7 protein-coding genes are annotated in these 8037 nt (G+C 39.3%); 5 read left to right on the plus strand and 2 right to left on the minus strand.

Translation table 11 applies throughout. From position 1 onward, the window contains the following. Positions 1-21: 21 nt before the first annotated feature. Complete coding sequence (locus tag Q1R07_RS02495; protein ID WP_300485682.1) at positions 22-2214, plus strand: ATP-binding protein; 2193 nt, start codon at positions 22-24, stop codon at positions 2212-2214. On the opposite strand, the gene Q1R07_RS02500 is transcribed toward Q1R07_RS02495, so the two are convergent. Next, positions 2211-3023 (minus strand): purine-nucleoside phosphorylase, encoded by an 813-nt coding sequence (locus Q1R07_RS02500; protein WP_300485684.1) that lies wholly within the window; start codon positions 3021-3023, stop codon positions 2211-2213. The two genes, Q1R07_RS02495 and Q1R07_RS02500, sit on opposite strands and share 4 nt — an antisense overlap. Then, a complete protein-coding gene (lpxK, locus tag Q1R07_RS02505) occupies positions 2995-4017 on the minus strand; it encodes a tetraacyldisaccharide 4'-kinase (RefSeq protein WP_300485686.1) in 1023 nt (340 codons plus the stop codon). Before lpxK ends, Q1R07_RS02500 begins: the two co-directional genes overlap by 29 nt. A 106-nt stretch (positions 4018-4123) precedes the next feature. Between lpxK and Q1R07_RS02510 the strand changes: the two genes are divergently transcribed. The 4 genes from Q1R07_RS02510 to rluF are packed head-to-tail and all read left to right on the plus strand — an operon-like array spanning position 4124 to position 7804. Then, on the plus strand, positions 4124-5218 hold the full coding sequence (locus Q1R07_RS02510) for a Nif3-like dinuclear metal center hexameric protein (RefSeq protein ID WP_300485688.1): 1095 nt from the start codon (positions 4124-4126) through the stop codon (positions 5216-5218). 3 nt (positions 5219-5221) lie between these two features. Beyond that, positions 5222-6001 (plus strand): C4-type zinc ribbon domain-containing protein, encoded by a 780-nt coding sequence (locus tag Q1R07_RS02515; protein WP_300485689.1) that lies wholly within the window; start codon positions 5222-5224, stop codon positions 5999-6001. Positions 6002-6034: 33 nt separating this feature from the next. Continuing rightward, positions 6035-6892, plus strand: coding sequence for an alpha/beta hydrolase (locus tag Q1R07_RS02520; RefSeq protein WP_300485691.1), 858 nt, complete (start codon positions 6035-6037; stop codon positions 6890-6892). A gap of 54 nt (positions 6893-6946) precedes the next feature. Next, on the plus strand, positions 6947-7804 hold the full coding sequence (rluF, locus tag Q1R07_RS02525) for a 23S rRNA pseudouridine(2604) synthase RluF (RefSeq protein ID WP_300485692.1): 858 nt from the start codon (positions 6947-6949) through the stop codon (positions 7802-7804). The last annotated feature ends 233 nt before the right edge of the window (positions 7805-8037 follow it).

Genomic DNA, 8037 nt, shown 5'->3' on the forward strand with positions numbered 1-8037 from the left:
ACGGATTTTTTAAACAAAGAAATGAAGTATATACTGCTTTTATTATTTTTTATAGGAATTCCCTGTTTTTCTCAGGAAAAAAACGCCCAAATAAAAGTCGATAGCATTACCTATTATTTGGAGTTATCTAATTTCCACAAAAACAATTACACCTATAATAAGGCATTAGAATTTGGTAAAAAAGCGGTTAATTATGCCACACGGAACAATCTGGAAAAAGGTCTGGCCGACACTTATCTGGCCATTGGCGGTATTTACTATCAGTTAAAAAAGACAGATGACGCGATCGAAAACTTTATCCGAAGTTTGGCGATTTACAACAATTTAAAACCGTCGTCCAACATTGCATTTTGTTATTACAATCTGGGATTGTGTTATCTGGACAAAAACAGTTTTGCGATTGCGGAAAACTATTTCGACAAAGCCATTTCCATCTACGAACAAATACAAATTCCCGACGCAATTGAGTTGATCAACCTGCAAAAAGGGATTATTTACAAGAAAAAAGGAAATATCAACCTGGCCACGGCCCTGTTTAAAAACATCATTTCCAAAAACAATATCGACAATCTTTTCGAAACAAAAGCCGAAGCCTATTACCAGCTGGCCGAAATCAACGAGCGGAACAATCCCAAAAAAGCAATCGATTATCTGGAAAAAGCCAATGTGCTTACCAGCAATAACAATATTTCCCAAAAGCTGAAAATCATTCGTAAAATCAGTACGCTTTACAATAAAACCAACAGTGTTAACCAGTCCTTCCATTACCTGAAACGGTATGTCCATCTGAAAGACTCCCTTTCGGCGATTAACAACGATAGTATAGGCGAAGCCGCATTCGAACGCTATATTGCCAACGAGCAGCTTAAGACCATTGAAAAAATGGACAAGGAAAACAAGGAACAGGAAAAATCGATCAAGTTTTCCAAGCTGATCAGTATTCTAAGTATTGCGTTGATTTCCATTTTATCGTTACTCAGTCTTTCGCTTTATAAAAACAACATCATCCGAAAGAAGACCAACCAGCTTTTAAAAGAAAAAAATCTGGAACTGGAAGTTCAGAAAGAACGTGCCGAACGCGCTTCGAAAGCACGTTCCGAATTCCTGTCGACCGTAAGCCATGAGCTACGCACACCGTTGAACGCGATTAATGGTATTACGCATATTTTATTGGAAGACAAACCCAAGGAAAGTCAGCTTGCCTATTTGAATTCTCTGAAATTTTCCGGAAATTACCTGTCGACTTTTATCAACGACATCCTTGAAATCAACCGTGTGGAATCGAATGCTCTGGAAGTGGAACATATCAATTTTAACATCCGGGAATTGTTCCAGAACATCATGGATTCGTTTGTCGAGATCGCCAATAACAACAATGTCATTTGCCGACTCAACATCGAAGAAACCGTTCCGAGCTTCCTGATTGGTGATCCAACCAAACTCTCACAAATATTGATCAACCTTATAAACAACTCGCTAAAGTTTACCAAAGACGGCGATGTTTGGGTTAATGTATTTCAAACGGGTAAAGATGGGAACTGCGTCGATCTGCATTTTGAAATTATCGATACGGGAATTGGAATTTTAAAAGAAAAACAGGAAACAATTTTCGACAGTTTTACACAAGGTTCGGTAGAAATTAACCGTAAATACGGTGGAACCGGATTAGGATTATCCATCGTTCGACGACTGGTTGAAATATTAGGCGGAAAAATCCACCTGGAAAGCGAACTGGACAAAGGAGCCAAATTCTATTTTAACCTGTCGTTCCCTATTGGTGAAGAAATTAAAGTGGAAAAGAAAACCGGATTAGGCTATGATGAACAATGGCTAATCGACAGAAAGATACTTTTGGTTGAAGACAATAAGATCAATCAGATGATCACTAAAAAGATGCTTGAGCGCAAACAGATGGCCTGTACGATCATCGAAAACGGAGAAGACGCGATTGAACATTTGGAAAAACACCGAAACCATTACGATTTGGTATTAATGGATGTGCATCTTCCGGGAATTAACGGAACGATCGCCACCGAAGAAATCCGCAAGTTCGACAAGCAAACTCCGATTATTGCATTAACGGCAATTTCATTGGACGAAAATCGCGAAATGCTGCTTTCGTATGGTATGAATGAGGTGATCACAAAACCGTTCGATCCGGAAAAGTTCTACGAGATTATTGCAACCACCATCATTTCAAAAAACGGCAATTAATAGGCCGTTATCAGGTTTTGGATTAGATTTCGAACATGCGGTTCTGCCGCCTGCGCTGCTTCCAATACTTCATCGTGTGTAATGGTATCGATACTGTGTTCGTCGCCCATATCGGTAATTACCGAAATTCCGAAACATTCCATTTCCATATGACGTGCTACGATCACTTCCGGTACTGTTGACATCCCAACACAATCACCGCCTACGGTTTTCACCATACGGTATTCGGCCAGTGTTTCGAAAGTTGGCCCTTGTAAGCCAAGATATACACCGTCCTGTACTTCAATGTCTAAAGTAGCGGCCAATTCTTTTGCTTTGGCGATCATCTTACGGCTATACGGTTCACTCATATTTACAAAACGCGGCCCGAAACGCTCGTCATTTTTTCCGCGTAACGGATGTTCCGGCATCATGTTGATATGATCTTTAATAATCACGATCGATCCTACTTTATAATCCGGATTAACACCACCCGAAGCGTTTGAAACAATTAATTTTTCCACTCCTAAATATTTCATCACGCGAACCGGAAAGGTTACTTCTTTCATCGAATAGCCTTCGTAAAAGTGAAAACGGCCTTGCATGGCGACCACTTTTTTAGTTCCGATGGTTCCGAAAACCAAAGCTCCTTTATGTCCCTGAACGGTCGATACCGGAAAATTCGGAATCTCGTTATACGGTAAGGTAAATTCAATTGTAATATCATTGGTGAATCCTCCCAGGCCGGAACCTAAGATAACACCGTATTCCGGAGTAAAATTTGTTTTTCCTTTAATGTAACTAACTGTTTCTTGTACTTGCTCCCACATAATCTAAAATAGTTTTATCAAAATCGTTTTCATTATTTAAAAATGCGCTAACGATTGGCAGGTAAAACAATTGCTCCGATGGCAATTTCCCTTCCAGTCGCACATAATCTTTTTCTGTTGTAATAATTTTTTTGGTTCCGGCTTTTTCCAGAATCGCAGCAATATCCTTGTCTGTAAAATGATGATGATCCGGAAAGGTCATACAATTGGATGCCTTTACTTTTAGGTGATCAAAAAATGGTTGGGGTTTTGCGATTCCGGCTACCAGAAACAGGTTTTCCGGATCCAGGTCGGTAACTTTTAATGTTGTTTTTTCCGAATAGACACTGTCGTCGTATTTAATATAGGTAAAAAACAACTGTTGGTAGGACTTTAGTTTTAATCGTCCCTTTATTTCATTTTGCTGAATCTGTGTTAACGATGGCGGACATTTGGTTACCACAATAATTGCAGCCCGTGCTACGCCATTCCGACTTTCCCTTAGATTTCCGGCCGGCAGAATCAGATCATCAATATACAAATCGTTATAGGCGGTTAGCAGGATATAAAATCCGGCTTTTACTTTACGGTGTTGGTAGGCGTCGTCCAGTAAAATCACTTCCGGTTTTGCCAATGTCAGTAATTGTGTAATTCCGTTGGTTCGATTGGCATCGACCGCCACATTTATATTCGGAAACTTTTTATAAAACTGATACGGTTCGTCTCCCAGTATTGCTGCGGTAGCTGTTGTATCGGCCAAAACAAAACCTTCCGATTTACGTTTATAACCTCTGCTTAGTGTGGCCACTTTATAGGTCCCGGACAACAATCGGATCAGGTATTCGATTTGCGGTGTCTTCCCGGTTCCGCCAACACTTAAGTTTCCAACAGCAATTACAGGTGTATTGAAAAAACTGGATTTTAGTATGTCTTTGTCATACAAAAAATTACGAACCCCGGTAACGCATCCGTAAAGGATGGAAAAAGGAAAAAGTATTTTTCGCAAAAAATTCATATTACGAAAGTAGCTATTTTTTATCTTTGAAAATAACTTTTGCCGTAAAGTTTAGCCTGTTTGGGCTTAAAACTAGCGGTTCCATCCACAAAATAAAACCGTTCTGATGAAAATAAAAGCAATACTCGACGTACTGGAAGAAATGGCGCCACTGGCCTATGCCGAAGATTTTGACAATGTAGGCTTACTCGTTGGCGATGCCAATGCCACTGCAACCGGTGTACTCGTTTGCCACGACGCACTCGAAAATGTGATTGATGAAGCCATCCGTCGCCAATGCAATCTAATAGTTTGCTTCCATCCGATTTTATTTTCGGGTCTGAAAAAGATCACCGGAAAAAATTATGTCGAGCGTTCCATTGTAAAAGCCATCAAAAACGATATTGCAATCTATGCCGTTCATACCGCGTTGGACAACCATCAGCAAGGCGTAAATAAAATCTTTTGCGATGCACTCGGACTTACAAATACCCGTGTATTGATTCCGAAATCCAACTTTATCCAGAAACTGGTTACCTATACAATTCCTGAAAATGCGACAAAACTCCGTAACGCACTTTTTGAAGCCGGTGCCGGAAAAATCGGAAATTATGAAGACTGTAGTTTTACGTCACAAGGAATGGGTTCTTATATGGGCAACGAAAACAGCAACCCGGAAATCGGAGAACGCTTTGAATTTGTGGAAGCTGCCGAAATCAAAATCGAAGTAACCTTTGAAAAGCATCTTCAAGGTAAAATTTTAAAAGCCCTATTCCAAAACCATGTTTACGAAGAAGTTGCGTATGAAATTTATGCGTTGCAAAATACACATCAGAATATCGGGTTGGGAATGACCGGCGAACTGGAAAATCCAATGGATGAATCCGAATTCCTGCAACTGGTAAAAGACAAAATGCAGGCCGATGGCATCCGTCATAGTGCCTTTGCCGGTAAAAAAATCAAAAAAGTAGCGGTATTGGGCGGATCGGGAAGTTTTGCGATTGGGAATGCCATTTCGGCTCAGGCAGATGCTTTTATCACGGCCGATTTGAAATATCATCAGTTTTATGAAGCCGAAAACAAGCTACTTTTAGCCGATATTGGCCATTTTGAAAGTGAAAGGTATACAAAAAACTATATAGTTGATTATCTTACGAAAAAAATTGCTAATTTTGCAATCATTTTATCGGAAGAAAATACAAATCCAGTTAAGTACTTTTAAAATATGGCAAACATCAAAGAACTAAGTGTAGAAGAGAAGTTACGAGCACTTTATGACTTACAGTTAATCGATTCACGCATTGATGAAATTAGAAATGTAAGAGGTGAATTACCTCTTGAAGTGGAAGATTTAGAAGATGAAGTAGCTGGATTAAGCACTCGTTTAGAGAAATTGAAAGCAGATTTAGAGACTATCGAAGAGCAAATCAAAGAAAAAAAGAATGCTATCGACGGTCATAAAGAATCGATTAAAAAATATACAGAACAACAAAAGAATGTTCGTAACAACAGAGAATTTAACTCTTTAACGAAAGAAGTTGAATTTCAGGAGTTGGAAATCCAGTTAGCGGAAAAACACATCCGTGAGATGAAAGCGTCTATCGAACACAAAAAAGAAGTGGTTTCGCAAACAAAAGAAAAATTAGACGGTAGACAATCGCACTTAAAACACAAAAAAGCGGAATTGGAAGACATCATGTCTGAAACTGAAAAAGAAGAAAACTTCTTATCAGAAAAATCAGCTGAATTCCAGGCACAGATTGAAGAGCGTTTATTAAATGCTTACAACAGAATCCGTACCAGCGTTCGTAACGGTTTGGCAGTAGTTTCTATCGAAAGAGGTGCTTCTGCAGGATCTTTCTTTACGATCCCACCACAAACGCAAATGGAGATTGCTTCCCGTAAAAAAATTATCACTGATGAGCACAGTGGAAGAATCTTAGTTGACAGTGCATTAGCAGACGAAGAAAAAGAGAAAATGCAACAATTATTCTCTAAAATATAAGTAACTTAAAGCCTCCAACCGGAGGCTTTTTTTATGAAACTGTTTGACAAAATATCCTATTTTATACTAACCAAATCCATTGGATTGTATATTAACCTCATGGGCTTTTTATTCCCTCAGAAAGCCACAAAACTGGCGTATCGTTTTTTTACGGAACCCCGGGACGGAAAACTCGACGCTACTAAAATCCCAAAAATACTTACCGAAGCCCATCCGGAAACGGTCGCTTTTGGTCAGCATCAAATTCAAACCTATACCTGGAAAGGAAATGATCATCGTATTTTATTAGTCCATGGCTGGGAAAGTAACGCAGCCCGATGGGAGCGTTTTATCGGATGGCTTAAAAAGTCCGGGAGCACTATTATTGCACTCGACGGTCCGGCTCAGGGATTATCCAGCGGAACCGAGTTCAACATTCCCGAATATGCGCGTTTTGTAGACGCCATTATGCAAAAATTCAACCCGACGTCCATCATTGGCCATTCTATGGGTGGTGCCACCTGTATCTATTACCAGTATACTTATCAGAATCCGTTATTGGAAAAAATGGTCATTTTAGGGGCTCCGAGTGAGTTTATGATCGTTCTTAACAATTATAAAAAGACACTGAGTCTGAATAAAAAAGTATCACGCCTTTTGGAAAAACAGATCATGGAACGTTTTGGCATTGATCCGAATGAATTTTCCGGTAGCCATTTTGCATCCGGGTTTAATCTAAAAGGTCTGATTGCTCACGATGAAGATGATGCTGTTGTTTCCTATAACGAAGGAAAACAGATCGCCGAAACCTGGAAAACAGCCGAATTTATTTCAACAAAAGGACTGGGACACAGTTTACACGACGATCAGCTTTACCAACGGATCTATCATTTCCTTTTTGAAGCCGACTAATCAATTCACCGACTATAAATTGTCATTCCTTATTATTTAGCGTATTTTTGCCAGATGGAAGAAAATTTAAAACGACTCAACAAATTCTTATCCGAAACCGGATTTTGTTCCCGTAGAGAAGCCGATAGGTTAATCGAAGAAGGAAGAGTTACCATTAACGGAATAGTCCCGGAAATGGGCACTAAAGTCACTCTTGATGATGAAGTAAGAGTCGATGGTAAATTGGTTCGTGAAAAGACTGAAAAACCGGTATATCTGGCTTTTTATAAGCCGGTAGGTATTGAATGTACGACCAACCAATCCGTTCGCAATAACATTGTCGATTATATTAATTATCCGAAACGCATCTTCCCGATCGGACGTTTGGATAAAGCCAGTGAAGGTTTGATTTTTATGACTGATGACGGCGATATTGTAAATAAAATCCTTCGTGCCCGTAACAATCACGAAAAAGAATATATCGTAACCGTAAACAAACCCATAACCGATCGTTTTATACAACGGATGGGAAATGGAATTCCTATTTTGGATACGGTAACTAAAAAATGTAAGGTGGAACAAATTAGTAAATTTGTATTTCGGATTATCCTTACACAGGGATTAAACCGACAGATTCGAAGAATGTGTGAATATCTTGATTACGAAGTAACCGCTTTAAAGCGTATCCGTATCATTAATATCTCCCTTGACATTCCGGTTGGTCGATATCGCGATCTTACAGATGGTGAAATCAAAACCCTTAACGAGCTGATTGCTCCTTCCAGTAAAACCGAAGAAGCCAGCTTACCAAAACCAAAAGCAGAACAGCCCAAAACACAACAGTCGGGCACTCCTGCAAAAAGGGCTTTTAATCCCAACAGAGGTGGTACCAACAACCGAAATACTTCTTATAACAGGAATAAAAACAAATAACATATTAAATAATAACTAAACCGGAGTTGTCTCCGGTTTTTTTTATGTTTTGCGGTATACACCTGACAGGTTTAAAAACCTGTCAGGTGTGATATACGGTGAATAAAAAAGAAAACCCCGGGAATCCGGGGTTTGTAGTGCTTTATTTTATTTGTTATGGAATTATTATAAAACAAAAAACCCTATCCGTTTGGATAGGGTTTTCAAAAGAAAGGCGGCGACATACTCTCCCA

Source organism: Flavobacterium sp., assembly GCF_030146175.1.
Lineage (GTDB): Bacteria > Bacteroidota > Bacteroidia > Flavobacteriales > Flavobacteriaceae > Flavobacterium.

What these genes read in the sequence shown, in the direction of transcription:
- Q1R07_RS02495 (WP_300485682.1), top strand. Translation starts at nt 22, where the DNA reads ATGAAGTATATACTGCTTTTATTATTTTTTATAGGAATTCCCTGTTTT.
- Q1R07_RS02500 (WP_300485684.1), bottom strand. Translation starts at nt 3,023, where the DNA reads ATGTGGGAGCAAGTACAAGAAACAGTTAGTTACATTAAAGGAAAAACA.
- lpxK (WP_300485686.1), bottom strand. Translation starts at nt 4,017, where the DNA reads ATGAATTTTTTGCGAAAAATACTTTTTCCTTTTTCCATCCTTTACGGA.
- Q1R07_RS02510 (WP_300485688.1), top strand. Translation starts at nt 4,124, where the DNA reads ATGAAAATAAAAGCAATACTCGACGTACTGGAAGAAATGGCGCCACTG.
- Q1R07_RS02515 (WP_300485689.1), top strand. Translation starts at nt 5,222, where the DNA reads ATGGCAAACATCAAAGAACTAAGTGTAGAAGAGAAGTTACGAGCACTT.
- Q1R07_RS02520 (WP_300485691.1), top strand. Translation starts at nt 6,035, where the DNA reads ATGAAACTGTTTGACAAAATATCCTATTTTATACTAACCAAATCCATT.
- rluF (WP_300485692.1), top strand. Translation starts at nt 6,947, where the DNA reads ATGGAAGAAAATTTAAAACGACTCAACAAATTCTTATCCGAAACCGGA.